The organism is Sorangium sp. So ce281, assembly GCF_051527395.1.
Lineage (GTDB): Bacteria > Myxococcota_A > Polyangia > Polyangiales > Polyangiaceae > Sorangium > Sorangium cellulosum_B.
The window spans coordinates 5,184,481-5,207,947 of the sequence record NZ_CP150322.1; the positions used below are offsets into that span (position 1 = coordinate 5,184,481).

The 23,467-nt window shown below is 73.3% G+C and carries 18 protein-coding genes; 8 read left to right on the top strand and 10 right to left on the bottom strand.

Annotated features, from left to right (window positions below; genetic code table 11):
- Window positions 1-85: 85 nt before the first annotated feature.
- Together WMF27_RS19640 and WMF27_RS19645 are read right to left on the bottom strand one after the other, a co-directional pair.
- Window positions 86-2,164, bottom strand: a complete 2,079-nt coding sequence (locus WMF27_RS19640; protein ID WP_437767359.1) for a hypothetical protein — start codon at window positions 2,162-2,164, stop codon at window positions 86-88.
- Window positions 2,165-2,188: 24 nt separating this feature from the next.
- Window positions 2,189-3,286 carry a hypothetical protein gene (locus WMF27_RS19645; RefSeq protein ID WP_437767358.1) on the bottom strand — a complete coding sequence of 366 codons (1,098 nt, stop codon included), beginning with the start codon at window positions 3,284-3,286 and terminating at the stop codon, window positions 2,189-2,191.
- A 77-nt stretch (window positions 3,287-3,363) separates the two neighbouring features.
- Between WMF27_RS19645 and WMF27_RS19650 the strand changes: the two genes are divergently transcribed.
- Window positions 3,364-4,875 carry a sulfatase gene (locus WMF27_RS19650; protein ID WP_437767357.1) on the top strand — a complete coding sequence of 504 codons (1,512 nt, stop codon included), beginning with the start codon at window positions 3,364-3,366 and terminating at the stop codon, window positions 4,873-4,875.
- A 40-nt stretch (window positions 4,876-4,915) separates the two neighbouring features.
- Here the strand turns inward: WMF27_RS19650 and WMF27_RS19655 are convergent, their stop codons facing one another.
- The 3 genes from WMF27_RS19655 to WMF27_RS19665 are packed head-to-tail and all read right to left on the bottom strand — an operon-like array spanning window position 4,916 to window position 7,031.
- Window positions 4,916-5,950 (bottom strand): hypothetical protein, encoded by a 1,035-nt coding sequence (locus WMF27_RS19655; protein ID WP_437944383.1) that lies wholly within the window; start codon window positions 5,948-5,950, stop codon window positions 4,916-4,918.
- Window positions 5,947-6,357 carry a hypothetical protein gene (locus tag WMF27_RS19660; protein ID WP_437944384.1) on the bottom strand — a complete coding sequence of 137 codons (411 nt, stop codon included), beginning with the start codon at window positions 6,355-6,357 and terminating at the stop codon, window positions 5,947-5,949. Before WMF27_RS19660 ends, WMF27_RS19655 begins: the two co-directional genes overlap by 4 nt.
- Window positions 6,354-7,031 carry a hypothetical protein gene (locus tag WMF27_RS19665; protein ID WP_437767355.1) on the bottom strand — a complete coding sequence of 226 codons (678 nt, stop codon included), beginning with the start codon at window positions 7,029-7,031 and terminating at the stop codon, window positions 6,354-6,356. Before WMF27_RS19665 ends, WMF27_RS19660 begins: the two co-directional genes overlap by 4 nt.
- A gap of 188 nt (window positions 7,032-7,219) precedes the next feature.
- Here WMF27_RS19665 and WMF27_RS19670 point away from each other — a divergent pair, with 188 nt between their 5' ends.
- Window positions 7,220-7,783, top strand: a complete 564-nt coding sequence (locus WMF27_RS19670) for a hypothetical protein (RefSeq protein ID WP_437944385.1) — start codon at window positions 7,220-7,222, stop codon at window positions 7,781-7,783.
- A gap of 78 nt (window positions 7,784-7,861) precedes the next feature.
- Here WMF27_RS19670 and WMF27_RS19675 read toward each other — a convergent pair whose 3' ends face one another.
- Window positions 7,862-8,017: a hypothetical protein gene (locus WMF27_RS19675; RefSeq protein ID WP_020736650.1), complete on the bottom strand. Its 156-nt coding sequence runs from the start codon at window positions 8,015-8,017 to the stop codon at window positions 7,862-7,864.
- Window positions 8,018-8,398: 381 nt separating this feature from the next.
- Window positions 8,399-9,706, bottom strand: a complete 1,308-nt coding sequence (mutY, locus tag WMF27_RS19680; protein WP_437944386.1) for an A/G-specific adenine glycosylase — start codon at window positions 9,704-9,706, stop codon at window positions 8,399-8,401.
- A gap of 136 nt (window positions 9,707-9,842) precedes the next feature.
- Here mutY and WMF27_RS19685 point away from each other — a divergent pair, with 136 nt between their 5' ends.
- From WMF27_RS19685 to WMF27_RS19700, 4 genes are all read left to right on the top strand, one after another.
- Window positions 9,843-10,625 carry a hypothetical protein gene (locus WMF27_RS19685; protein ID WP_437767352.1) on the top strand — a complete coding sequence of 261 codons (783 nt, stop codon included), beginning with the start codon at window positions 9,843-9,845 and terminating at the stop codon, window positions 10,623-10,625.
- Window positions 10,626-10,870: 245 nt separating this feature from the next.
- The gene (locus WMF27_RS19690; RefSeq protein ID WP_437767351.1) at window positions 10,871-11,377 is read left to right on the top strand and encodes a hypothetical protein; all 507 of its coding nucleotides are present in this window, start codon (window positions 10,871-10,873) and stop codon (window positions 11,375-11,377) included.
- Window positions 11,374-11,865 (top strand): hypothetical protein, encoded by a 492-nt coding sequence (locus tag WMF27_RS19695; RefSeq protein ID WP_437767350.1) that lies wholly within the window; start codon window positions 11,374-11,376, stop codon window positions 11,863-11,865. Before WMF27_RS19690 ends, WMF27_RS19695 begins: the two co-directional genes overlap by 4 nt.
- A 159-nt stretch (window positions 11,866-12,024) precedes the next feature.
- On the top strand, window positions 12,025-13,215 hold the full coding sequence (locus WMF27_RS19700; RefSeq protein ID WP_437767349.1) for a phosphodiester glycosidase family protein: 1,191 nt from the start codon (window positions 12,025-12,027) through the stop codon (window positions 13,213-13,215).
- A gap of 37 nt (window positions 13,216-13,252) precedes the next feature.
- Here the strand turns inward: WMF27_RS19700 and WMF27_RS19705 are convergent, their stop codons facing one another.
- Both WMF27_RS19705 and WMF27_RS19710 read right to left on the bottom strand, forming a co-directional pair.
- A complete protein-coding gene (locus WMF27_RS19705) occupies window positions 13,253-15,439 on the bottom strand; it encodes an ATP-binding protein (RefSeq protein ID WP_437767348.1) in 2,187 nt (728 codons plus the stop codon).
- Between the two features lie 25 nt (window positions 15,440-15,464).
- Window positions 15,465-17,996, bottom strand: a complete 2,532-nt coding sequence (locus tag WMF27_RS19710) for a hypothetical protein (protein WP_437767347.1) — start codon at window positions 17,994-17,996, stop codon at window positions 15,465-15,467.
- Between the two features lie 265 nt (window positions 17,997-18,261).
- On the opposite strand from WMF27_RS19710, the gene WMF27_RS19715 reads away from it, so the two are divergent.
- Complete coding sequence (locus tag WMF27_RS19715; RefSeq protein WP_437767346.1) at window positions 18,262-19,773, top strand: serine/threonine protein kinase; 1,512 nt, start codon at window positions 18,262-18,264, stop codon at window positions 19,771-19,773.
- 76 nt (window positions 19,774-19,849) lie between these two features.
- On the opposite strand, the gene WMF27_RS19720 is transcribed toward WMF27_RS19715, so the two are convergent.
- Complete coding sequence (locus WMF27_RS19720) at window positions 19,850-20,929, bottom strand: tetratricopeptide repeat protein (protein ID WP_437767345.1); 1,080 nt, start codon at window positions 20,927-20,929, stop codon at window positions 19,850-19,852.
- Between the two features lie 252 nt (window positions 20,930-21,181).
- Between WMF27_RS19720 and WMF27_RS19725 the strand changes: the two genes are divergently transcribed.
- Complete coding sequence (locus WMF27_RS19725; RefSeq protein WP_437767344.1) at window positions 21,182-23,026, top strand: protein kinase domain-containing protein; 1,845 nt, start codon at window positions 21,182-21,184, stop codon at window positions 23,024-23,026.
- The last annotated feature ends 441 nt before the right edge of the window (window positions 23,027-23,467 follow it).

Consider the following 23,467-nt stretch of genomic DNA (forward strand, 5'->3'; position numbering starts at 1 on the left):
GGGCCGAGATCCCGGTGGCGGGGCCGCCCCCCACAGGAGCGGGGAGCCGCCTTCCACCGGGGACCGGGGAGCCGGACAGCAGCGCTCAGGGAGCCGCGCGCACGGGGGCCAGCGGGGCGAGGAGCTTGATCTCGTTCGTGAGATCGCGGAAGCGGATCTGCTGCTCGTTGATCTGCATCTCGAGGACGATGACGCGCTTCGTGATCTCGTCGAGGCGCGCCGACGCCTTCGCGAGCCGATCCGTGAGGTCGCGGCGGAGCTCGTCGGCGGTCTTGTTCTTCTCGATGGCCCTGAGGTTCTGGCGGAGCTCGTGGCTCTGCTGCTCGAGGCGCTGCTGCTCGGCGAGGATCCTGTCGCGCTCGTCGATCGCCGGGCGGAGCTTGCCCCGGATGTCCCAGGCCTGACCGAGCTGCTTGGCCACGGCCGCGTCGGCGCGCGGGTCCTTCAGGTAGCCTTGCACCGCGTCGTCGGCGAGCTGGTCGAGCCAGTCGATCTGCTGCCGGAAGAGCCGCCGCTCGTCGACGTCGAGCACCGCCGTCCCCCGCCGCGGCACGTCGATCGGCACGAGCGCGCTGCCCGTGCCGACGTTGTCCTCCGTGCCCTTCGGGGGCGCGTGCAGGCGCGTCCCGTGCAAGCGGGGGTGCTTCACGAGCGTCCTCGCCGCGAGGTCGGCGCCGTTGCGGACGGCGTACTTCGTGTGCGTGACCCAGTCGCGCTCGATCTCGAGCGCGCCGCCCTCGATCTTCGCGATGCGCGCGCCCTCCGCGCTCTCCTCGCGCGTCGTGTCGACGGCGAGGCCCCGCTCCAGCGCGAACGGCACCGTCGTCGTGGCCCCCGGCGGCAGCGGCTCGACCATGCCCTGGCCCAGGAACGCGCCGTTCTCGAAGACGGCGATGGGGCCGCGCTCCAGCAGCCCCTTCGTGTCGTTCGTGAAGCGCGCCACCCGGAACGGGTGAGAGCTCGACGCGGGCACGCCGCCGTCGGGCGCGAACAGGAAGATCGACTCGCCGGGGACCTGCCGGGCCAGGAGCAGGACCATCGTCGCGCTCTTGTCGGGGATGTCGACAGGGAACGGGATGTCGTAGCGGGTCGTGCCCGCCTCCATCGCGACCGCGGCGAGGGCGCTCATGTTGCGCGGCGGCGAGGGGTTCATCGCCATGGGCGGCGGCGCCGGCGCCGCCGCTGACCGCTTCAACTGCGGCCCCGCGTGTTGCCCGCCGGCGCGCGCGTCGTCGCGGTCGCTCAGCCTCACGCTCGGCTTCGCGGCGGGCGCCGTGGCAGCCGCGCTCGGCCTCGCGGACCGCATCTTGCCGCCGCCCTTCGCCATTTCGGGCTCGGCCTCGTCTGCGAACGCGTACGCGTACCCCTCGCCGGCGTCGCCCGGCGCCGGCTCGACGGGCGGCGGTGGCGGCGGCGCGGCCTCGGCGGCCAGCGTCGTCTCGCTCGTCGGCACGGACGCGATCACCTCGCCCTGATCGCTGACGACAGGGCGCGGCGGGATCGCCGCCTGGTCGAGCGTCGCCTGGAACGCGAGCGGCGCGCCCGCCACGAGCGACAGCTTCACCCCCTTCCAGTCCTCGCCCGAGAGGTTCTGCACGATGCCCCACGCCTGGAGGTGCGCCTGCTTGGAGTCCGCGCGCGGCGCGGCGCCCTGCGCCCCGCCCACCCCCATCACGAGCCGGTACGACGGCCTCCACACCGGCGTCTCCGCCACGTAGCCGATCACGAGATCGTGCTCCCGCCCGTCGAGGGTGAGCTTCACCTTCTCGTGCTCGTCGTCGCGCTGCTTCGCCCGCGCCGCCGCGCCCTTGTCCTTCGGCGTCGGCGTCACCTCGGGCCCGAGCGCATCCGGCGCCTCGTCCTCGCCGGATCCGTCGTCGACCTCGACCGGAAACGACGCGCTCCGGACGCTGCTGCCGCCGGCCTCGATGACCGCGAGCGTCGCGAGGAAGTCGCCGACCTTCTCCTTGCGGACACGGAAGGTCACCTGATCGGCGTCGACGAGCCCTCGGCGCTCGAAATACGCGACGCCGTTCCTGTAGATGACCACGCGCCGCAGCGCGAGCCCCGAGGCGTCCACATCGGGGCCGCGCGCGCAGCCGGCGAGCAGCGTGAGAGCGAGGAGCAGGCCGGATCCCGCCCGCGCGACGTCGTTCCGTCTCATGAATGTCCCTGGGTTTCGCTTGCGTCAGCTGTCGGAGGGCGCCGCCGAGGCGCGGCGCCAGTCGGGCGGCAGGTCGAGAAAACCCTCGTTGCAGAGGAACTCGTAGAGCCCCTCGCAGACCTCGCCGCAGATCATGCTGAAGAGGTGGGGATCGGTGATGAAGAGGATCGTCTCGTCGCGCTCGGCGCCCGCCGTGTCGGCGAGCTGGGCGACCAGCTCGTCCTCGGCGAAGCCGACGAGCATCACCATGAGGTGGCGCTCGAACGCGGCGCGGAAGCGGGGGAACGCCTCGCTCGTCAGCTTGTACGCGTACGCCCTGCCCTCGAACGTCCGCGCGTCCTGCACGACCCGCGCGGAGATCTCGCCGAGGCTCTGGGCGAGCTGCACGCTGAAGAAGTCGACGAGCACGGCGTGGACCACCGAGACGATGCGCCTGAGCTCGCTGGACCGGCGCGAGAGGAAGGCGTCCTGCATGTCCTTCGTCAGCTTCGCGAGCAGCTCGAACGACTGCTCCCGCGCGTCCTCGGACGCGAACTCGAAGCCGTCGAGCTCGGCCTCGATCCGGTTCTTGTAGCGGGTCAGCACGTAGAAGAGCGCCTGCTCGCCGTGGTGGATCACCTTCGGCGCGCCGTCGCGGCCGCGCGTCTTCTCGTGGAGCTCGGACTGGAAGAACAGGCGGGCGAGGTTCCTGTGGATCTTCTTGAGCCGCCGCTCGACGAGCAGCGAGATGCCGTCCTCGCGGATGACCCGCTCGAGCAGGGCGCAGAGCGTCTTCTCGTGCGCGTCGCGGATCGCGTCGCGGTTCTTCGCCCCGCGATCCGCGGCGCCCGCCGACGCCTGGATCACCTTCAGCTGGGCGACGACCTGCGCGGTGACCGCGTCGAGCTCGGGGTTGGTCTCGAGATCGGCGCGGTAGTGGACGATGCGGGCCTGCATCTGCTCCTCGAGCAGGCCGAGCGCCATCTCGGTGATGTGGTCCTTCAGCGCCTGGCTGACGTGCTCGCCGACGCGCCGCGGCGCGTCGGGCGGCAGCGGCCTCGGCGGCTCGTGCGCCGGCCTCCCCCCCGGTTGCGATCGGCCCGAGGGCGGCAGCGGCGGAGGGTTCCGAGGGACCGGGGCCATGACCCGACAGCATAGCGGAACTCGCTCGAGGTGTGCGGTTTTGGCGGAGCGGCGCGAGTCGGAGTAAGACGGCGGCCATGCACGCGGCCATGCACACGCTCGCTTCACCCATGTGCGCCTGGGGACCGGAAGGCCCACGGGCGCCGTCCTCACCGGCCCTCTCGTCCACGGCGCCCCCGCGCCTGGCCCGCCGGCGCCTCGCGGCGGCGCTCGCGCTCACGCTCGCCAGCGCCGGGGCGGGCTGCTCCCGCGACGGCGACGGCCAGCCGCCGCCCGCGCGCACGCCGGAGCCCGCGGCACGGCAGGAGCCCGCGGCGGCGGCGCCGGCCGCCACCGCAGAGAGCGCCGGGACGACCGCCGCGACGGACAGGACGGACAGGAAGGACGGCACCGACGGGGCGCCGGCAGGGCAGCGCGATCGGTTGAACGTCCTCGTGGTCTCGATCGACAGCATGCGCGCGGACATGCCGTGGAACGGTTACGAGCGCGACATCGCGCCCGTGCTCACCGCGTTCGAGAAGAAGTCCGTCAGCTACACGCGCCACTACGCGATCTCGTCGTACACCTCGATGAGCGTCGGCGGCTTCCTCGCCGGCCGGTACCCGAGCGAGGTCGATCGCAGCGGCTACTTCTTCGGCAACTACCCCGACAGCGTCCTCATGTTCCCGGAGCTCCTGCAGAAGGCCGGGGTGCGGACGATGAGCGCGCACGCGCACTTCTACTTCGACCAGAAGGCGGGCTTCCGTCAGGGCTTCGACGTGTACGAGATCGTGCCGGGGCTCTCGGCCGACAACACGACCGACCGGAACGTCACGAGCCCGGGGCACCTCGAGCTCGCGATGAAGATGCTCTCCGACAAGGCGAACACCTCGGGCACCTTCTTCGCGTACTTCCATTTCCTCGATCCGCACGACGTCTACATGACGCACGAGGGGATCCCGCCGTTCGGCAAGCGCGCCCGCGACAAGTACGACGGGGAGATCAGGTTCACCGACATGCACGTGGGCAAGCTGCTGGACTTCGTCGCGCAGCAGCCGTGGGCCAAGGACACGGCGATCATCGTGACCGCGGACCACGGCGAGGCGTTCGGCGAGCACAAGATGTTCCGCCACGGCTTCGAGGTGTGGGACGTGCTCACCCACGTGCCGCTGATGATCCAGGCGCCCGGGATCACCCCGCGCCGGATCGACGTGCCTCGCAGCTCGATCGACCTGGCGCCGACGATCCTGGAGCTGACCGGCGCGCCGGCGGAGCCGTCCTTCCCGGGCAAGAGCCTGGTGCCCGAGCTCCACGGCGCGACGCCGGAGCCGCGCGACGTCATCGTCGATCTTCCGCGCACGAGCGACAACGACCGGCGCAGGGCGCTCATCCACGGGCAGTACAAGCTCATCGCGTACGGCGACGACGCCGCGTTCGACCTCTTCGATCTCGTCGCGGATCCGGGGGAGACGAAGGATCTCAAGCGAACGCAGGCGCAGGTCTTCGAGGAGATGAAGGCGCTCTACAAGGAGCGCTCCGCGGCCATCAAGGACGTGTGCCCGAAGAACACGGCGAAGCTCAAGGGGAAGAAGAGCAACAAGCGGTGCTAGCGCGCGGAGCGGGGCGCGCTGGCGCCGCTGAGGACCAGCGCTAGCGCGCCGGCGGGGCGACGGTGAGCGTCACGACGTCGTCCTCGCCGGCCTCGATCCCGGCGCGCGCCACGAGGCGGGCGCCTTCGCACTCGAGGTGGAGCACGACGGGCGCCACCGCCTGGCGGCCGCACGACGGATCGCCCGAGACGCGCGCCGCGAAGGCGCTGCGCGCGAGCTCGACCGCCAGGGCGATGCCTCCGATGCGGCCCATCGCGTCGTCCGGGGCGACCTCGCGCGCCGAGCGCGCCTCCTCGAGGCGCGTGAAGAGCGCGGGCCCGCCGATCGCGACCTCGATCGGGCGGCCCGCCGCGTCCTCGAGGACGGCGACCTCGATCTCCGCCTGACGGGGCGCGCTCTCGCCCTCGGCCGTCACGACGAACCAGAGCGGGATCCGCTTCGCGCAGACCGCCGCGCCCGGGCCCGCGCGCTCGTCGGCGGGCGCGCACCGGGGGGGCGGAAGCGCCAGGCTGAACGGGACGATCACCTCCGCCGGCGCCTCTGCGAGGGGCCGCCCCCAGGCCCCCCTGCCCAGGAACCGGCGCAGCCACGCGGTGACCTCCTCGCCGACCCGCGCGCGATCCGCGCGCTGCGTCGCGAGCTGCGCCTCCGTCGCCTGAGCGGCGCGCGAGAGGACGTCGCCGGCGCTGCGCTCGCGGACGAGCTCGCGCAGCCGGTGGGTCGCCTCATCGCGGAACGCGCCCCTGGGCAGCGTCGCGAGGTACGCGGTGAGGCCCGCGGCCGTCCTGCGCTTCGCCGCGTAATAGATCGGCTCGGCCCGCGCGAGGTACGCGCGCACCTCGCCGGCGAAGGCCCCGCGCGGATGGCGCTCCAGGTAGGCCGACGCCGCCGAGAGCCGCCCCTCGAGGGTCCTCGACACGCGCGTCGCCCGGTACGCCGCGTAGTCGTCATAGCTCGCCAGGAGCGCCGGCTTCGAGGCGCACCCGGACAGGACCGCGACGAGCGCCGCGAACGAGAAGTTCCGAGCGGAAGTCGCAAGGCGTCGGCGGGAAGCGACTGCGCCACGCCCGCTCATGGCGCCTCTTCCAGTGGGCAAAAATTGCACTCCGTCGGGGTCGACGCGCCTTCGTCGGCCATGTGGCCGCGGTACTCGTCGCAGCTCGCGAACTTGAGCTTGTGCAGGCACACCTCGCCGTCGTGGACCAGCGGATAGCAGCCGGCCGGGAGCTCCGGCGCGGCCTCGAAGCCGCAGGCGGCGTCGCAGGCGCGCGTGCGCAGGCCGCACTCGTCGCACCGGGCGCAGTCGATCTGCGCCTTCAGGGCGAAGAACTTGTACGGGTCGAGCTCCTCCGGCGCCTGCCCGCAGCTGCCGATGTCGCCGACCACCGGCGCGATGCCCACGAAGAGCAGCAGCGCCGCCACGCCGGCGATCTCCTTCGCCCGGGGGCGCCCGCCCCGACGCTCGCGCTCCGGCAAGCTCATGGCAAGAGCTCGTGATCGATCATGAGCCCGAGCTGCGCCGAGACGACGGGGTAGACGGTGTACGCCGCGTCGTACGTCGCGGCGCCATAGAAGAGATCCCCGACGATCTCGCCCGAGAGCGCGACGCCCGCGAGCAGGGAATACCCGAGCCCCAGGGCGAGCTCGCCTCCGACGTTCACGTCGGGCTCGATCAGGATCGCCGCCCCGAGCCGCCCGTACCCGAGCACGCGCGAGAGGCCGCGGTAAGCGACGAAGTAGCTCGGCGTGAGCGACTCCTGCGGGACGCCGCCGACGGCGACCGAGAAGCGCAGCGCCCCGCCGTGCTGAACGCCGTCGGCCGGCCCCAGCGCGAGCGCGACCCCGAGATCGAGGTACCCCGCGGTGAGCGAGAGCGACTCCGCCGTCTCGCCGAGCTGCGTCTGCAGGCGGTAGGGGTTGTTGAACCGGATCCCCTTCCCCATCGCGACGGTCGACACGACCCGCCCCGCCGTCCCCGGCGGCCGCGCGAGCGCGCGGTACGCATCGAGCTCGGCGCCGTCGCGCTCCTCGCCGGACGGCGACGCAGCGGCCCCCTCGGCGCCGCGGTCCGCGGCAGGCTGGGCCGCAGCAGCGCGCCCCGAGGATGCCCCGAGCAGAACCGCCACCAGCGCGAGCCCGGTCCGGAGTTCCAGCATGGCCACGAGCTTTCTACCCCGAGGCAGCGCCCGCTGGCACGCTCAATTGCGTCCCGGCCGCGCGCCGCGCGAGCCTCTCCGCGGCATCGCCGCCCGGCGACGGCGCCGCGCGCCCCGGCACGGCGCTCGCCACCGCTGCGCATCCGCCCGCTTCACCTGCGGACCGGACCCTGCATGGTGAGACCACCGTGAGCAATTCAAGCACCCGAGGCAGGCAAGGCACCGCCGCACAGCCGTCGGCGCTGCGCGCGCCGCGCGCCAGCGCGACGCGGCGTCGAGAAGGAGAAGATCGCAGCGAACCGGGAAGGCCGCGCAAGCCGGCCCATGAAGCCGCGACGTGGGGCGGCACGAGCGAGCTGGACGACCCGTTCGTCGACATGCTCGACGCCGCGGCGGCGCCGCCGCTGCGGGGCAAGGTGAACCCGCGCAGCGAGATCAGCGACGTGATCCCGACGCTCGACGACGAGGTCCGCGGCTACCACCACCACCCGAACGACGCCGGCAGCACCGAGTTCGAGGTGAACCCCGACGCCGCCGACGCCGCCGCCGATCTGGCGAGCGACCTCGGGGCGGAGTTCCTGGAAGGCGCGACGAGGGGCCAGGACGTCAGCGACGTCGTGATGTCGCACGACGACGACGACGGCGATCTGCCCTATCTCCTGGAAGACGAGGACGTCGAGTCCGTGGAACCGGACGCCGAAGGAGAGGACGAGCAACCGGTGACCCAGCGGATGCGGCGGCACGCGGGCTGAAAGGCAGCGCGCGCCGCGCGCGACGGCGCGAGGTCGCGGCGCGCCGTGGCGCACGGCGCGCGACGAGGCCTGGCCCGGTCACGCCTGACCGAGCACGGGCAGCTCCGCCACCACCTCGCCGTCGATGCGGATGAAGGCCAGCAGGCCTTCGTCCTCGTAGGCCAGCACATCGAGCACGATCCGCTCGCACAGCGGCAGCACGTACAGCGCTCCGTCGTCCGCCATCACCGTCATGGATCGCACAGGTGCGCTCGCCGTGGGCAGCGTCTCTGTGGTCCGTCGTCGCGCATCCATGTCGCTTGAGCTCCCAGGCTTGAATCGAGCTCCGGCCACCGCCGGCGCCGCGAGGCTAGAGGGCCTGCCCGTCACATCACCAAGCGCCTTCCATGCCACGACGTTGGCGCAGCAGCGCCGGAAGCCGCGGCGTTCCACGGCGACATATGGCGTTCGCCCTGGCCCGCGCCGCTGCGTCGCTGCGGCTCAGCCGCAAGCGGCGCCGCTCCCCGCCCGCGGCGGAGCGCGGCGCGCCCGGAGCGCCGCGACACCGCGATTTCGAGCCGTCTCCGGCCTCTACGACGGCCGAGGCGCGCAGGCGTTCAGCCCGCCCGCGCGCGGTCATCGCGGCCTTCGCGCCGTTCCGGCGTCCGGCGCCGATGCCGCGGACAGGACCTTTCGCGCGAGCTTGGAAACGCCGATATCCAGCGCGCCCGGATCGAGCCACGCCGCCTTCTCGTAGGGGGAGGCAAGCTTTGCCCGGAAGCGCCAGGGGGCCGCCACCTCGGCGCGCGCCACCGTCACGTCGAGGCGCCGGTGCGTGAGGATGTGGCGCACGCGGCCGACCTCGCGGAGCGCCGCGTCACGTGTGACGCCCACCAGCTCCAGCAGCGCGCGGGCGTCCGCGAGCGAGCGCGCCTCGACCATGGGCGGCTCCCAGAGCCCGCCGAAGAGACCTCCCTCGGCGCGCCGGACGAAGAGCACGCGATCGCCTGACCGCACCACCGCGGCGACCATCGCGACCGCCGGGACGTCGCGCTTCGGGGCGATCACCGGCAGCTCCGCCTGCCGCCCCGCGGCGCGCGCGACGCACGCGCCGTCGACGGGGCAGGCGTCGCAGCGGGGATTCCGGGGCGTGCACACGGTGGCGCCGAGCTCCATCAAGGCCTGGTTGAAGCGTCCGGGATGGACGCTGTCCGCCGAGCCCCGCACGAGGCGTTCGGCCGTGGACCAGAGCTTGCGCGTTCCCGAGGCGCTGCGGATGTCGTCGTCGATGCCCTCGATGCGGGAGAGCACCCGGGCGACGTTGCCGTCGACGAGCGGCACCGGCTGATCGTACGCGATGCTCGCGATCGCGCCCGCGGTGTACGCGCCGACGCCGGGCAGGGCGAGCAGCGCGGAGACGTCGCGGGGGAGCGCGCCGTCGTGGCGCGAGGTGACCTCGCGCGCGGCGAGGTGGAGCACGCGGGCGCGGCGGTAGTAACCGAGGCCGCTCCAGAGCGAGAGCACGTCGTCGATCTCGGCGGAGGCCAGGGCGAAGACCGTCGGGTAGCGGGCGAGGAAGCGCTCGTAGTACGGGATCACCGTCTCGACGCGGGTCTGCTGGAGCATCACCTCGCTCAGCCAGATCGCGTAGGGGTCGCGCGTCCTCCGCCACGGCAGGTCGCGCGCGACGCGGCCGAACCAGGCCTCGAGGGCGGCCGCGATCTCCCGGTCGCGCTCGCCCGGGTCCGGCGCTGCGGGCGGAGGGGCACCCTGCTCGCCGGACGAGGCGCGGCGGCGCGGGGAGCGCTGCTCGCCGGACGAGGCGCGGCGGCGCGGGGAGCGCTGCCGCGCCTGATCATCCTCGCCCGCGCTCGCGCGGCTGCGCGCGGGTCGCTGGTCTGCGCCCGCGCGCTTGCGCGCGGGCGGCCGGGACGTCGTGCTCACGCGCGAAAGGCCCTGCCTCTGCGCTGTCGACGCGGATCGCCGAGGCCGCGCGGATCGCCGAGGTCGCGCGGCTGCCGCTCGCGGTGCTCAGAAAACGCTTCCATCGCGCGGGACTCTAGCGCAAGAGCCGACCGCGGTGTCGTCCCGGCGCCCCTGCCCACCCCGGCTGCTCCCTCGGGCAGCGCGCCTCTGCGCCGCGCTGCTCCTCGGGCTCGTCGCGCCTGGGTGCCGCGACGAGCCGCGCCCCTGGGAGGGCAAGCCAGGCCCCGCGGTCGTGCTCTCGGCAGCGCCGCCGCACCCGGCCGCGACGATCGGGACCGACGAGCTCGCGGACGCCGACGCGGGACAGGGCGAGGGCGACGCCGGAGCGCGCACGGATCTCGACCTGCCGGTCCTCCCGGTGCGCGTCGGCGGTCCCTGGGTACGCTGCTACGGGAACTTCAGGATCAGCGGCGATCCGCTGAAGGACGTAACGCGCCTGTCGCTGCTCTGCGGCCCGGAGAACGGCATGCGCCGGATCTCGCCGAAGCCGATCGAAGGGCAGGTGGCCGAAGGCGGCGCGATCGTCACGGAGAAGCTGCAGGCGGTCCGGGGCGCGTGTTACCGGGTGTTCGCCGTCGGCGGACCGGGGGTCCTCAACCTGGACGTCGCCGTGCGGAGCAGCCGCGGGGCGATGATCGCGAGCGACGGCACCGAGGACGCATGGCCGATCGTCCAGCCGGATCGGCCCTTCTGCCCGCTCGAGGACGACAACGCCACCGTGGAGATCAGCGCCCGCCGCGGCAGTGGCCGGTTCGCAGCGGAGGTCTGGATGCTGAAATCCTACAAACGAACGCGCCAGGGCGATGCCGGCACGGAAGCGGGAGAGGACGAGACGTACCCAATGAACAACGAGACGGACGCCTACGAGGAGCCCTGAGCTGTCGCCGCCTCGACCATCACCCGATCCACGGACATCGCGGGCGCCACGGTTTCCGCCCGGGTCACTGCAGTGTCCGCTGCCGAGAGATCGAAGGCAGAGCTCTCCCGCCTGCCGGACGCGCGCGAAAGGCTCCCCATCGTCATCAAAATCCGGCAGATCCATGGACCATGGCGCGACGCCGGCACCCTGCACGCACCCCTGCATTGACGTGGCCGCCCCGTCCCGCTAGGGGAGCCCGAGCCATGGCCGACGACACCGAGCCGCTCCGCGAGGACGAAGGGGACAAGGTGGAAGGCGAAGGCGAGAAGAAACGCCTCTTCGAGCGCGCTATCCCGGAGATCTTCAAGCGCGTGGTCGAGCGGGCCGTCGAGAGCGGCATCGACAAGCTCAGCGAGGGGCCCGAGAACCTTCGACACTTCGTGGGCGACCTCAAGCTGCCCAAAGAGGTCCTCCATTACCTCTATACCCAGATCGACGAGACCAAGAACGGTCTGTACCGGGTCGTCGCGAAGGAAATCCGGGATGTGCTCGAGCACACCCAGTTCGCGGACGAGATCACGAAGGTGCTGACGAAGCTCTCCTTCGAGATCAAGACCGAGATCCGCTTCATTCCCAACGAAGCGGCCAAGAGAGACGACGGCCAGGACGAGCCGAGGACCGGGTTGCCGAAGCCGGAGGTCACCGCTCAGGTGAACGTCAAAGACCGAAGCAAAGAGACCGGGCGAGACCGGCGCCGTGAGGAGAAGTGACGACGAAAAAGCTTAGGACGGGCGGCGAAGTCGACGCCTGGTGCACCAAGTGCCGCCTCGATCTTACCCATCGGATCATCGCGATGGTCGGCGACGTGGTGAAGAAGGTCGAGTGCAAGACATGCATGTCGCACCACCTCTACCGCCAGCCGAAGAGCGAGCGGGAGAACCGCGCGGCGGCGCGCGCCTCCGCTCGGAGCAGCAGCGAGCCGCGGGCGGCGTCGAGCTCGCCGCGCGGCGGCGGCTCGGAGCGCCTCACGGCCGCGCAGCGCGCCGAGCGCGATCAGACGCTCGCGTGGGAGCGCGCCATCGCCGGGCAGCCGTCCGGGGCGTTCAAGCCGTACCGCGTCACGCTGACCTTCGGCGAGGGCGAGCTGATCCACCACAGCAAGTTCGGCGACGGCGTGGTCGCGAAGGTCATCGATCGGGGCAAGATCGAGATCCTGTTCAAGGACGGCCCTCGGACGATGGCGCACGGGCAGCCGTAACGAGCACCGCCGCGCTCGCTCGAAGCCCGAAACTTGGGGCTGCCCGCGCGATCGGGTAGCCTCGGTATCGCCTTGGACAACCCTTCGCCCCCCTCTGCGAGCGGGTCCCTGCGCAGGCGGCGATCCCGCGCTCGCTTGCCCGAGCGCGCGCTGCGTTGCGTGGCGATCTGCGCGATCGCCGTCGAGGCGCTCTGGTACGGCATCCACGAGGTCCGCGGCTTCGGCCCGGCCCTCGCCGACGGCGTGCGCGCCGTTGTCGGTCCTGCGCCTGTCGCGTGGGCCGAGGACGTGGCCTACGGCGTCGCCGATCGGCTGAACCGGACCATCTACCGCGACGCGGCCCCGAAGACGTTCTGGGAGCCCCCGCCCGCCGCCGCCGCGGAGGCCATGAAGAGCGCCGAGGGCCCGGAGGCCGAGGCGGTCACGTCGCCCGCCTCGTTCCAGCCGCCCTTCCCCGAGGTCGCGGCCACGGGAGACGGCGTCTGGACGCCGATCGCCGACAGCGCCGCCCGGCCCGGCGAGGCGCAGGTGCTCTGGAAGAGCGCCGTGCACCCCGACCCGAAGCGCGTGTTCGCGGCCATCGCGGTGGTGGCGATCGATCTCGGGCGCGTCGACCTCCGTCTGGTCGCGGGCACGAAGGAGCCGTTCTCGCCGGACATCCCGGCAGAGCGGCGCCCTGGCCTCGTGCCAGGAGGCCACGCCGCGGAGCTCGTCGCCGCCTTCAACGGGGGCTTCAAGGCGATGCACGGCCACTACGGGATGATGCTCGACGGCGACACGTTCCTTCCGCCGCGCGACAGGGCGTGCACGATCGCGCTCTACCGCAGCGGCGCGGTGCGGATCCGCACCTGGCCCGAGCTGCGCGACGGCGAGGCGCGCATGGCCGCGTACCGGCAGACGCCGCCGTGCCTGGTCGAGCAGGGCGAGCTCCACAGCGCGCTGTACGACTCGAACCGGGACTGGGGCGCGACGGTGAGCGGCGAGACGGTGATCCGGCGCTCGGCGCTCGGCGTCGACGCGACGGGCAAGCTGCTCTTCTACGGGCTCGGCGAGGCCGTCACGGCCCGCAGCCTCGCCCGCGGGATGAAGGCCGCGGGCGCGCACGACGTGGCGGAGCTCGACGTCAACCACGCCTACCCGCGCTTCCTCCTGTACGGTCGCGGCGCGGACGGCGCGGGTCCGCGCGCCAGCTCGGCGCTGATCCCGGACGTGCAGTTCAAGCCCGAGGAGTACGTCGCGGAGCCGGCGCAGCGCGACTTCTTCTACCTGCGACGCCGTCGGGCGTCGGCGCCGCTCGGGATCGCCGATCCGGCGCCCGAGAGCGACGCCCTCGCCCGCGGCGGGCGGTGAGCATCGGCCCTCGCCGCGCCCGGAAGGGCGCGCGCCGCTAGCGGCGCTCGAGCAGGTCGCGCAGGCGCTGCGCGAGGGTCTCGGGGGTGAACGGCTTCTGCAACAGCGCGAGCTCGCGATCGGGCTCGGCGCCCGCGAGGACGTCCTCGGCGTAGCCGGAGATGTACAGCACGCGGGCGCGCGGGTGGATCGCGACGGCGCGCTCGGCGAGCTCGCGACCGTTCATGCCCGGCATCACGAGGTCGGTGAGCAGGAGGTCCACCGCGCCTTCCCCCTCCCGCGCGAGCATCGCCAGCGCTTCCTCGCCGCTCGCGGCCGAGAGCACGCCGTAGCCGCGCCGCTCGAGCACATCGACGATGAGCTTGCGGACGGCGTCGTCGTCCTCGACGACGAGCACCGTCTCGTCGCCGCCCGCGGGCGACGGCCGCGCGCGAGCTGGCGCCACCTCGGCGCGCTCCTCGACGCGCGGGAGGTAGACGCGGAACGTCGTGCCGCGCCCGAGCTCGCTTTCGACCTCGATGAGCCCGCCGCTCTGGCTCACGATCCCGTACACCGTGGCGAGGCCCAGCCCCGTGCCCTTGCCTCGCGCCTTCGTCGTGAAGAACGGCTCGAACAGGTGCGAGAGCGTGTCGTGATCCATCCCGTTGCCGCTGTCGGTCACCGAGAGCACGACGTAGGGGGGGCCTCCAGCGGCGGGCGCGTCGTCCTCGTCGCGCTCCGCTGGCGCGAAGGACCTCGCCGCTGGGCTCTCGCCAGGCTCGCCCAGGGAGGTCTCGACGACGAGCTTGCCGCCCCTCGGCATCGCGTCGCGCGCGTTCACGACGAGGTTCAGGACGACCTGCTCCAGCTGGCTCTTGTCGACCTTGATCGAGCCGAGATCCCGGCCGACGTTCGTCTGCAGGTCGATGTCCTCGCCGATGAGGCGCTGCAGCATCGTCTGCAGGTCGAGCACCACCGCGTTGATGTCGAGCACCTCGCGCTGCAGCGCCTTGCGGCGGCTCATCGCGAGGAGCTGCCGCGTGAGCGCCGCGGCGCGCTCCCCGGCCTTCGTGACCTGGAGGGCGTCGCGCCGCAGCGCGCTGTCGGGCCCGAGGCGGCGAACGAGGAGCTCGCCGTAGCCGAGCATCACCATGAGCATGTTGTTGAAGTCGTGCGCGATGCCGCCGGCCAGCCGGCCGAGCGCCTCCATCTTCTGCGACTCGCGCGAGCGCTCCTCGCGCTGCCGGAGCGCCTCCTCGGTGCGCCGCCGCTCGGTGATGTCGCGGACGAGGACAAGGACGTGCCCCTCGAGGAACGGCATCACCCGCGCCTCGACGTGCCGCTCTCCGTCGGCGCTCGCGACGGCGTGCTCGAGCGCGACCACGGCGCCCGCCGCGTGAGCCTCCTGGCTCGCGCGCTCGAGCCGCTGCCCGAGCTCCGGGGGGAGCACCTCGGTCATGCGCTTGCCCGGCAGCGCCTCCGCCGCGACGTGGAGCTCGGAGAGCCGCGGCTGGTTGTAGTCGACGATCTGCAGCTCGGCGTCGAGGCGGAAGCAGAGATCGGGGATGGCGTGAAACAGCGCGCGGAGCTCGCCCGCGGCGCGCGCGCTCTCCCGCTCGGCGCGCCACCGCTCGATGCTCTGCCCGATCTGGCTGCCCACGGACGCAAGGACGCGGAGCAGCTGCTCGTCGCCGCCGTGCGGGGCGCGGCTCCTCAGCTCGATCACCCCGGCGACGCGGGGGCCGCACGGGATCGGGACGGCGCACGCCGCGCGCTCCCAGCCCGGCGCGGGCGCGGCATGCTCGCCGACGTCGACGACCCCGCCCGCGCTGGCGCGGAACACCGGCGCGCCGCGCCGGAAGGCCTCGCCGACGAGATCGGACTCGGCGGCGAGGGTCGGCCCCTGGCGGAGCACCTCCGCGAGCGCCTCGCGATCGACGTGCGCCGCCGACCGGGCCTCGACGCAGCGGAGCGCGCTCGCTCTCGCCGCGGACCGCGGCGCGTCGCCCGCGGCGCTCGGCTCCGGCTCCGCGAGCCAGAGCGCGGCGACGTCCCAGCCGAGGTGCTCGATCAGCGCGGCGAGCACGCGCGGAGCGGCCTCCGCGAGCGAGGCCGCCTCGCACAGCGCGCTCGTCGTCGCGAGGTGCGCGGCCAGCCGGGCCTCGGCCTGATGGACCTCGGCCGGGCCGCCCGGCGCTGCACCGGCGTGGACCTCTCCCTCGGGATCGAGATCGTCGTGTGGCACGTGAAGCCGCGGAGCCCCCATGCGCTCAGCCGCCGGTCTTCTCTGCGGCGCCGCTCTCGAGGTGGACCGTCCAGCAGACGGCGCCGGAGGCCGGCTCACCGCCGGGCGGCCCCACGCTGACCTCCGCGCGGGCCGGCCCGACGGCCCGGACATAGAGCCGCTGTCCGACGGCGCCGCGCCCGAGCGCGCAGACCGCGCGGCGCACGCGCGGATCGTCCGCCGCGACCTCCCCCTCGTCGTCGGCGGCCATGAACAGGAGCTCGACCTCGGGCTTCAAGCAAGCGCCGACCTCCCGCCAGACGTCGTAGTCGACGGACGGATCCAGGACGTCGGCGAGCTGCCCGTGGCGGGCGCGCCCGACGCGGTAGCGGAACGCGTCGCGCTTCTCCGCGCGGAGCGTGGCCCCGATCCGATCGAACCGGAGCGACAGCGCGCCGAGCGCGGCCGCCATCTTCACGGTGGGCGCGCCCAGGTTGGCCTTGTCCGGCTCCTTGAAGCGGTGCACCTGCACGCCCGCCGGCAGCACGCCGGCGAGCAGCTCCGCGAAGCGCTGGTTCATCCCGAGGCGCCCGCCGAGCAGGATCCGGAGCCCCTGGTAAGGATCCGGCTCCCGCCCGATCTTCGCCACCGCGCCCTCGAGGTGCCGGCGCACCACCTCGACCCCGTCCCGGAACCACGCGTCGATCGCCCCGCCCAGCGCGCCGCGATCGATCGAGAGCGGCACGACGACCGGCGCCCCGTCGAGCCCGACCAGCGAGAGCTGCTCCGCGACGGTCGCGCTCGGCCCCCCCTCGAGGAGAGGCCGCAGCAGCTCCTTGAGCGCCCACGCATTGGCGCGCCCGTCAGGGGACGGAACGAGCAGATCTTCCGCGCCGTCGAGCGGCTCCTCCTCGGGCGGGCGCTCGAAGGGGATCCTGCGATCGCGCATCGCGGCCTGGCTGGCTGAGTACACCCTGTAGGCGATCCGGTGGAGGAGCCGCTCGCCCCCGAGCCAGGGGATCGCCGTGGGCTCGAGGTACTCGACCATCCGCTCCAGCCCCTGCGCGGTCTCGTGCCCCTTGGCGCTCCGCAGGATGCCGAAGGCGAGCCCCGCCTCGCTGGCCCCGGCGTCGATGACGCAGAACGGGACGCCGCCCTCCCGCGGCTGGATCCCGAACATCCGGAACGCCTGGACCGCATAGGCGATCGCGGACGGCCCCCCGTCGACGACCTGCAGGCCGTCGAGGTCGTGGTACTCGCAGAGGCCCGCCGGCAGGCTCCGGAACATGCCGCGGCGGAAGGCGACGAGCACGCTCTCGCGGCGCTCGCGCGACCAGCCCGTCGGCATCGTGATCGCGTAGCGCACGGAGAGCCCCCGCGAGCGCTGGTTCAGGTGCAGGCCGACGTAGTAGGCGTAGAGCTCCAGCGGATCGAACGGGTCGTGCGCGCCGATCCCTTCCTCGTCGATGATGGGCGGCGCCGGCTTCTTCAGCGCCTCCGTCGTGTCGGGGTCGCTCCTGCCCCGGAGGCGGAACGGCTCGCCGCGCTCGGTCCGCTCGCGCAGGAGCGGGAGGGCCGGCAGCGAGGCCGCGGCGCGCTCGTGGACGTCGGCGCCCGGCCGGACGCGCATGTCGCGCGCTGCGTGCCCGACGAGCACGTCGCCCCAGCGCGTCATGGGCAGGATCACCCGATCGCGCCAGGCCTTCGTCGTCCGGGCCAGCGCCTCGAACGCCACCTCGCTCGGGTTCTCGTTGTCGGCGGACACCCGGAGCGGCGCGTCGGCGCCGATCCGGACGAACTCGGCGCCCCCGCGCTCGCCCCGGACGGCGACGACCGTCGACGCCGCGCCGACGTCCACGGCGACCCAGTCGGCGCGCACGTCGAGCCGGGGATCGCGCCGCTTCACCTCGGGCGGGATCGGGTCCTTGTCGGTCTTTCCGGTGCGGCGGTGCAGCCCGACCACGCGGCCCTGTCGGAGGATGGCGATGGACGTCGCGCCGAGGAAGCGCGCGCCCGTCCAGAAGCCCTGCGCGGGATCGACCAGCGCCGTCCCCTTCACCGGATCGAGGTTCGCGACGACCTTCGGGAAGAAGTCCGCGATGTGCTCCGGCGAGGCCACCCCGTCGTAGCGCTCGACCTTGATCGGCGGCGAGTAGTAGTTCTGGAGCCCTTCACCGTAGATGCGCGGACTGACCTGGATCAGCTTCAGATAGGGGATCGGGCAAGTCTGCTCGTCCAGGCGGAACTCCTGGTAGAGCGGGGTCGGGGCGATCGTGTTCTCCATCTCGGGCGCGATGCGAGGCACGCTCGCGCTCATCTCGGTGCCGAAGTACATGAACTTCGTTCCGGCGCCCCCGGTGAAGGCGGCAATCCTGACCTCGTTGAACGTCGCCTGCCCGACGATGAGCGGCGGTAACGCGATCACGTAATCGAGCACCAGCGTCGTGAGCCAAGGTTGGTCGAAGAGGCGCGATTCCCAGCGCATGACGAGCGTCGGGAACGCGCGGCCCTCGAGGGAGACGATCTTCTCCGCCTCGCGAACCAGCGCACCATCGACGGACAGCTCGTAAACCGGCATACGTGGGCGACATTATCACGAAGATCCCCTGCGCCGGCCCGGGGATCGCGGGAGCGGGGTGTTCGTTCGTTGTCAGGCGCTCAGGCGCTCAGGCGCTCAGGCGGCCGCGCGCCACGCCATCGCTCCTCCCTCGTGTGGGGCGTCCACGCCGCACGGCGGCGGGTGAGGGCGACGCCCGTCGTCGCCCTGCGAGGGCGTAGGCCGGCCTCGGGCGACCGTGCTAGCCTGGCGGCGTGATTTGCTTCTCCGGACCGGGAACGCTGTCATGAATCCGTTGGTCGGCGAGATCATCGACGGCAAGTACCGGATCGTCCGGCTGCTCGGCCAGGGGGGCATGGGCGCGGTCTTCGAAGGCGAGAACTTGCGCATCCGGCGCCGCGTCGCCATCAAGCTGCTGCACGCGAACATCTCGAGCCAGGCCGAGTCCGTCGCGCGCTTCGAGCGCGAGGCCCAGGCCGCGGCGCGCATCGGCTCCGATCACATCTGCGAGGTGCTCGACCTCGGCGTGCTGCCGGACGGCACGCGGTACATGGTCATGGAGTACCTCGAGGGAGAGACCCTCGGGGCCAAGATCGAGCGGATGGGGCGGCTCGGGCCCGAGATCACCGTGCCGATCATGGTGCAGGTGCTCGAGGCGCTCGGCGCCGCGCACGCCGCGGGGATCATCCACCGCGATCTGAAGCCCGACAACATCTTCGTCGTCCCGTCGAAGGCCGGCCTCAGCAACTTCGTGAAGGTGCTCGATTTCGGCGTCTCGAAGTTCTCGCCGCTCGCCGGCGCGGAGATGAGCATGACGCGCACGGGCGCGGTGGTCGGGACGCCGTACTACATGTCGCCCGAGCAGGCGCGCGGCTCGAGCCCCGTGGATCAGCGGACCGACATCTACGCCATGGGCGTTCTGCTCTTTCAGGCGACGACCGGTCAGGTGCCGTTCGACGCGGCGACCTTCAACGAGCTGCTCTTCAAGATCGTGCTCGAGCCGGCCCCCCTGCCCCAGCAGCTCGTGCCCGACCTCGACGCCGAGTTCTCCGGGATCATCCAGAAGGCGATGGCGCGCGAGCCGGGGGGCCGCTTCCAGAGCTGCGCGGAGTTCAAGAACGCGCTCCTCGCCTGGGCCGCAGCGCGGCCCAGCCTGGCCTTGCTGACCACGGGGCGGACGTCCTTCCCCCGGCTGTCGCTGCCGTCCCAGCCCGAGACGGCCACCCCGCCGCCCACCCGCGCCGAGCCGCCGTGGGGTGGCCAGAATGCGCCGGCCGTGCCCGGCATGGGCCAGACGCCGCAGCTGACCGCGAACTCGTGGGGCGCCTCGTCAGGGGTCACGGGCCGCTCGACGCGCCCGCCGTCCAGGATGCCGCTCCTCGCCGCGATCGCCGGGGCGGCCAGCTTGTTCGGCGCGGGCGTCGCCGTCTGGCTCGCCTTCGGACACAGCGGGACGACGGGCGCGGCGACCGCGGATCCGAGCGCGCTCAGCGCGACGGCCATCCCGTCGCCCTCGCCCCCTCCGCCCGCGCCGCCGACCGCCCCGCCGGCCGCCCCGCCGTCCGAGCCGATCGTCACCGCGAGCGCCACGGCCGCAGCGCCTGCTCCGCTCGTCACCGCCGAGCCCGTCGCGGCGCCGACGGCCTCCTCGGCCCAGGTGAAGCCGCCCCCGCAGCCTCCGCAGACGAAGCCGTTGCCCGTCACGAAGCCGCCGCAGACGAAGCCGCCGTCGACGAAGCCGAGCACGTCGCCCCAGAAGCCGCAAAAGCCGGGGGTGCCGGGCGACTTCGGCTACTGACGCCGGCGCCACGCAGGGCGCTCGGGGCTCGTCTGGGGGCGGCATCAGGCCGCGCGCGTCACGCGGAGCCTGCCGCTCAGAACGCGCCGCGCACCCCGAGCCCGGTCGGCGTTACGTAGGGGGCGATCCAGGCGGAGCTCGAGGGCTCCGGCTTGGACGTCAGCTCCAGTACGAGCAGCGTCACGCCGCCGGCGAGCAGCACGCCGCCCCCGATGAGGCCGGCCGCGCCGATCGTCTGCTGTGACGCAGCATCGGCGTCGAGCGATTTGATCTGGGCCTGGATCGCCGGGCCGCACTCCGCGCCGGCGCTGCTCTGCGATTCGCACCCACGCGCGGCGCTGAGGTCGTTCGCTTCTTTCTGCGTCCCGCTGCTCTTGGCCAGGAACACCGAGCCCACCACGACACCGCCGAGCCCGAGCGCCGTGGCCGCGATGCCTCCGCCCAGCATCGCCGCGTTCGTCTTTCGCTCCGGGGTGCCAGGCGGGGCGACAGGGGGGACCTCGGTCTGCCCGCCGCCCCAGGTGCCCTGCCCTTCGACCGAGCCTCCCGGCGGGGGGACCACGGCCGGGCCTTCCGGGACCGGGATCTTCAGCTCCTTCCGCTCCCCGTCGCCGACGGTGAGCCCCTGCTCGATCGGCGCGAGGCCCGGCGGAACCACGGTGACCACGTGATTCCCCGGATCGATCGGGCGATGCACGCCGAGCAGCGCGTCCGCGACCGGCTGGCCGTCCAGCTTCACGCCGATCTTCCTGCCGGCGGCGCCCTCCAGCGCGATGCGCAGCGACGCGATCCTGGGCTCGATCGCGGCGAGCTCCTCCCTCGCGTCCTGCTGCGCCCTCTTGAAGGGAGACGGCGCGGTGGGCGGGAGCTCCTCGCGGACGATCCTCAGGTAGGTCTCCTTCGCGGCGACGAGCCGACCGAGGCGCACCTGCGCGCGCGCGATCAGCAGGAGGTGTGTCGGAGCGTGCACGAGCGCCTCGGCGCGACCCAACAGATCGATCGCCTCCTCGAAGCGGCCGGACGTGAACGCTTCGGCGCCCTGCGTGGCCAGCGACCGGGCCGCGGCTCTGTCCTGGTCCGACTGCGCAAGCGCCTCGCCTGTCGGGAGCAGCAGGAACAGCGCCGCAGCGAACGGAACGCATCGTCTCAAGAGCACTCAGGCCTCCTCGCGCGCCACGCTATCACACGCCGTCGACAACGGAACAAATCAGCCCTCGCGGCGCCGCTGCCCGGGCGTAGACGGGGTTTTCCCGGGCGAGATGCGCGCGGCGTGCGGGCCGCTCGGAGCCGCGCCGCGAGCGCCGGCGCAGGGCGCCCGCGGCGCGGCCGCGCCCGACGCGCCGTCTCGCGGCCGCTGTGAACCGTCCGCACAGCGCGATGGCACCCATTCTGCTGCGTGGAACGCGCCATGGATTGCCTCCGCGCCTCCGCGCCCCTCGACGCGGGACTCCCGTCCTCGGAGCGATTCCTCAGGGGACGCCTCCTCGGGGGGCGGTACCTCGTCGAGCAGATGATCGGCGCCGGCGCGATGGGGCGGGTCTACCGCGCGCGGCACCTCGGGCTCGGGCGCGCGTGCGCGGTGAAGGTCATCCACGAGCGCGTCGCCGCGCCGCGCGCGGGCGGCAGAGCGAGCCACCGCCTCTGCACGACGCGCGTCGCGGCGTCGCCGCGCGGAGAGGGCGCCGGCCACCGAGGATCGAGCGGCGTGAGCGAGAGGTCGTGCTCCGACGAGAGGTCGCGCTCCGGCGGCGCCCGCGCCGGAGACGCGGTGCTGAGGTTCCATGTCGAAGCGCTGGCGGCGAGCCGGCTCGATCACCCGAACATCGTGCGCGTCCTCGACTTCGGCTGCGAGCCGGTGAGCCTGCACGGCGCGCTCGGCGCGAGCGCCGACGGACACGAGGCGGCCCCGCCCAGCCTCTGGTACCTGGTCACCGAGCACCTCGACGGCGAGGACCTCATCGACCTCCTGAACGCCGCGCCGATCCTGCCCCCGGAGCGCATCGCCTCGATCATGCGCCAGCTGTGCTCCGCGCTGCAGCACGCGCACGACGCGGGCGTCATCCACCGCGACGTCAAGCCCGAGAACATCCGCCTGGTGCCCCGCATCGACGACGACGGGGCGCCGTTCGAGCAGGTGAAGCTCCTCGACTTCGGGACGGCAAAGCTGCTCCACGGCGACCGCTCCGGCGCGTTCGGCGGCTCGCCCCTGCTCCCCGTGCCCGACGAGGACGGCGGCAGGCTCGTCATCGGAACCCCCGCCTACATGAGCCCGGAGCAAGCCGCAGGGCAGCGCGTCGATGCGCGGAGCGACGTCTACGCGTGCGGCGTGCTGCTCTTCGAGATGGCGACGGGGCGGCTCCCCTTCGAGCGCCCGACGCCCGTCGCGCTCGCCGCCGCGCACGTCGAGTCCCCGCCGCCCCGACCGAGCGCGATCCATCCGGCGTTCGATCCGGATCTGGAGGCGCTGATCCTCCAGTGCCTGCGCAAAAATCCAGATGATCGCCCGCAGAGCGCGCGCGCGTTGCGCGAGGCGCTCGGGTACATCGCGCTTCGCCAGGCGCGCTCCGCCGCCGACGAGCGCGCCGCGGCCAGCCGCTCTCCGCGCCCCTCGGAGGGCGCGCGCCCGGCGACGGCGTCCTCGTCGCCCTGGAGCTCCTCCGCGGAGGACGCCGCCGCGGCGCGCTCCGCGGGAGCCTCGACATGGGTGGGCTATCGCTCGCCGTCTCTGCCGGAGAGCGCGCCCCCCGATCGGCCCTGCGCTCCGCCGGCCACGCGGCGAGACGACTCGTCCGCCCCGACGTGGGTGGGCCATCGCTCCACGCCTTGCCCCCCGGCTGCGCTCGTCGAGGCGGCCTCACCCCCGGCGCCGGACGGCGCGCCGCCGGTGGACGCGGCCCCCCCGCCCGCCGAGGTGGCGCCTCCCGCGCACGCTCCGGCCAGCGCCCAGCGCACTCCGGCGCTCGAGCCGCTCTTGTTGCTTCGAGCGCACCGATCCAGCGGATCGCGGAGCCTCGTCGCGCTGCGCCGACGCCGGCGCGGGCGCCTCGCTCCGGTCGTGATCGGCACCGTCGCTGCCACGGTGCTCGGCGGATCGCTGTGCCTGCTCTTCAACGCTGCGAGCGCCGCGCTCGCCACGCTCACCTCGCCATCGCCGGAGCGCGACGGCGAGGCGCCCCCGGCCGCCGAGGGGCGCGCATGGCCGGCGCGCGCCCCGGAGCCGGAGCCCACCCGCCCTGCGGGACCGCCACGGTGAACGCCCCAGCCGGGCCGCACGCCGGGTCCGCGGCGCCGCTCGTGTGCGCGCGTTGCGGGAGCGGATACGCACCGGGACACGGCGGGCCAGCGGGCCCGGGCGACGCGCCGGCGCCTGCCCACGCGACGCCCGGATCGAGCTCGGAGCGATCGAGGAACGACGAGAAGACGAGAAGCAGACCGACGGCGAGGGCTGAGGCGCGCGCTGTGCGAACGAAGCGCTCACCCCGCGCCCCGAGCGCGCCGAGCGCGCCGCGATCCTCGATCTCGCCCGCGCCGCTGCGCGCCGATGTACAGCCGATGCCCAGCGCAGCGCGCCCGATGGCGACGCAGTTCACGCTGGCCACCGGGTCTCCGCTTCACGGCGGTGCGAACGGAGCTCACCGCGCGCGGCACGTCGTCTGCAGACGCTGAGCCGGACGAAACGCTGGACGCTGGCCTC

Excerpts from the sequence above, each read along its gene's own strand:
- WMF27_RS19640 (WP_437767359.1), bottom strand. The coding sequence starts at position 2,164 with ATGAGACGGAACGACGTCGCGCGGGCGGGATCCGGCCTGCTCCTCGCT.
- WMF27_RS19645 (WP_437767358.1), bottom strand. The coding sequence starts at position 3,286 with ATGGCCCCGGTCCCTCGGAACCCTCCGCCGCTGCCGCCCTCGGGCCGA.
- WMF27_RS19650 (WP_437767357.1), top strand. The coding sequence starts at position 3,364 with ATGCACGCGGCCATGCACACGCTCGCTTCACCCATGTGCGCCTGGGGA.
- WMF27_RS19655 (WP_437944383.1), bottom strand. The coding sequence starts at position 5,950 with ATGAGCGGGCGTGGCGCAGTCGCTTCCCGCCGACGCCTTGCGACTTCC.
- WMF27_RS19660 (WP_437944384.1), bottom strand. The coding sequence starts at position 6,357 with ATGAGCTTGCCGGAGCGCGAGCGTCGGGGCGGGCGCCCCCGGGCGAAG.
- WMF27_RS19665 (WP_437767355.1), bottom strand. The coding sequence starts at position 7,031 with ATGCTGGAACTCCGGACCGGGCTCGCGCTGGTGGCGGTTCTGCTCGGG.
- WMF27_RS19675 (WP_020736650.1), bottom strand. The coding sequence starts at position 8,017 with ATGACGGTGATGGCGGACGACGGAGCGCTGTACGTGCTGCCGCTGTGC.
- WMF27_RS19690 (WP_437767351.1), top strand. The coding sequence starts at position 10,871 with ATGGCCGACGACACCGAGCCGCTCCGCGAGGACGAAGGGGACAAGGTG.
- WMF27_RS19710 (WP_437767347.1), bottom strand. The coding sequence starts at position 17,996 with ATGCCGGTTTACGAGCTGTCCGTCGATGGTGCGCTGGTTCGCGAGGCG.
- WMF27_RS19715 (WP_437767346.1), top strand. The coding sequence starts at position 18,262 with ATGAATCCGTTGGTCGGCGAGATCATCGACGGCAAGTACCGGATCGTC.
- WMF27_RS19725 (WP_437767344.1), top strand. The coding sequence starts at position 21,182 with ATGGATTGCCTCCGCGCCTCCGCGCCCCTCGACGCGGGACTCCCGTCC.